The sequence below is a fragment of the Mameliella sp. AT18 genome (genome assembly GCF_028807275.1).
Taxonomy (GTDB): Bacteria; Pseudomonadota; Alphaproteobacteria; order Rhodobacterales; family Rhodobacteraceae; genus Antarctobacter; species Antarctobacter albus.
Map to the genome: position 1 here is coordinate 1 of NZ_JARAMO010000238.1, position 1,231 is coordinate 1,231.

The window sequence follows — 1,231 nt, forward strand, 5'->3', positions numbered from 1 at the left end:
TGGACCTGTCACGGATTTGTGCCGCTCCTTTGACCACGTATCGTGTCGCAAAGGAGAACACAGATGGCATCACGACCGACCGAGGAATTCCGCGCCGAAGCAGTGCGTGTGGCGTTGACGAGCGGCTTGCCGCGTAAGCAGGTAGCGTCCGACTTCGGGATCGGCTTCTCAACGCTGAACCGCTGGATCCAGCAGGATCGGCGCAGCCCTGAGAAACCGACGATCCAATCCGATCTCGAACGCGAGATCGCGGAGTTGCGGAAGGAGAACCGCATGCTCCGGGAGGAGAGGGATGTGCTAAAAAAGGCCACGGTGTTCTTCGCGGAGAGAAGCAAATGAGGTTTGCCTTCGTCGAAGAACACCGGCACGACATCCCGGTGAACCGGCTGTGTCAGATCATGGACGTCAGCCCGCGCGGCTATCGGGCCTGGCGAAACCGTCCCGTCAGCGCCAGCCAGCGCAAGGACCTGGTCGTGCTGGCCCACATCCGGGATCAGTTCGAGCAGTCGCTCGGCAGTTATGGTCGCCCACGCATGACCGAAGAATTGAAGGAGCTGGGACTGGCCGTGGGCCACCGCCGCGTTGGCCGTCTGATGAAGGAAAATGGCATAAAGGTCAGGCGGAACAAGAAGTTCAAGGCGACCACGGACAGCAACCACAGCTTCAACATCGCACCGAACCTGCTGGATCGCGACTTCTCGGCAGCCCGTCCGAACCGGAAATGGGCGGGTGACATCAGCTATGTCTGGACCCAAGAGGGCTGGCTGTATTTGGCGGTCATTCTCGACCTGCATTCACGCCGGGTGATCGGCTGGGCTGTCAGCAACCGGATGAAGCGTGACCTGGCGATCCGGGCGTTGAACATGGCCATTGCGTTGCGCCAACCACCGAAGGGCTGCATCCATCACACGGACCGCGGCAGCCAATACGGCTCTCACGATTACCAGAAGATCCTGCGCCAGCACGGCTTCAAGGTGTCGATGAGCGGGACGGGAAATTGCTACGACAATGCGGCCGTCGAGACCTTCTTCAAGACGATCAAGGCCGAGTTGCTGTGGCAGCGGTCGTGGCCGACGCGCCGAGCGGCAGAGTTGGCGATCTTCGAATACATCAACGGCTTCTACAATCCGCGCCGCAGACACTCAGCCCTGGGCTGGAAAAGCCCCTTGGTCTTCGAGGCTCAGGCCGCGTAAATGAGAACCCGGAGCGGCACCAGAGCGTGACAGGTCCA

1 protein-coding gene is annotated in these 1,231 nt (G+C 60.7%); it reads left to right on the forward strand.

The annotated features are described in order from the left end of the window. The first annotated feature begins 63 nt into the window (after positions 1 to 63). Positions 64 to 1,193, forward strand: a protein-coding gene (locus tag PVW46_RS21190) for an IS3 family transposase (RefSeq protein WP_139132244.1) whose coding sequence is annotated in 2 segments (ribosomal slippage) — positions 64 to 307 and positions 307 to 1,193 — 1,131 coding nt in all. Because the reading frame shifts where the segments join, the coding sequence is not laid out codon by codon here. Positions 1,194 to 1,231: the final 38 nt, after the last annotated feature.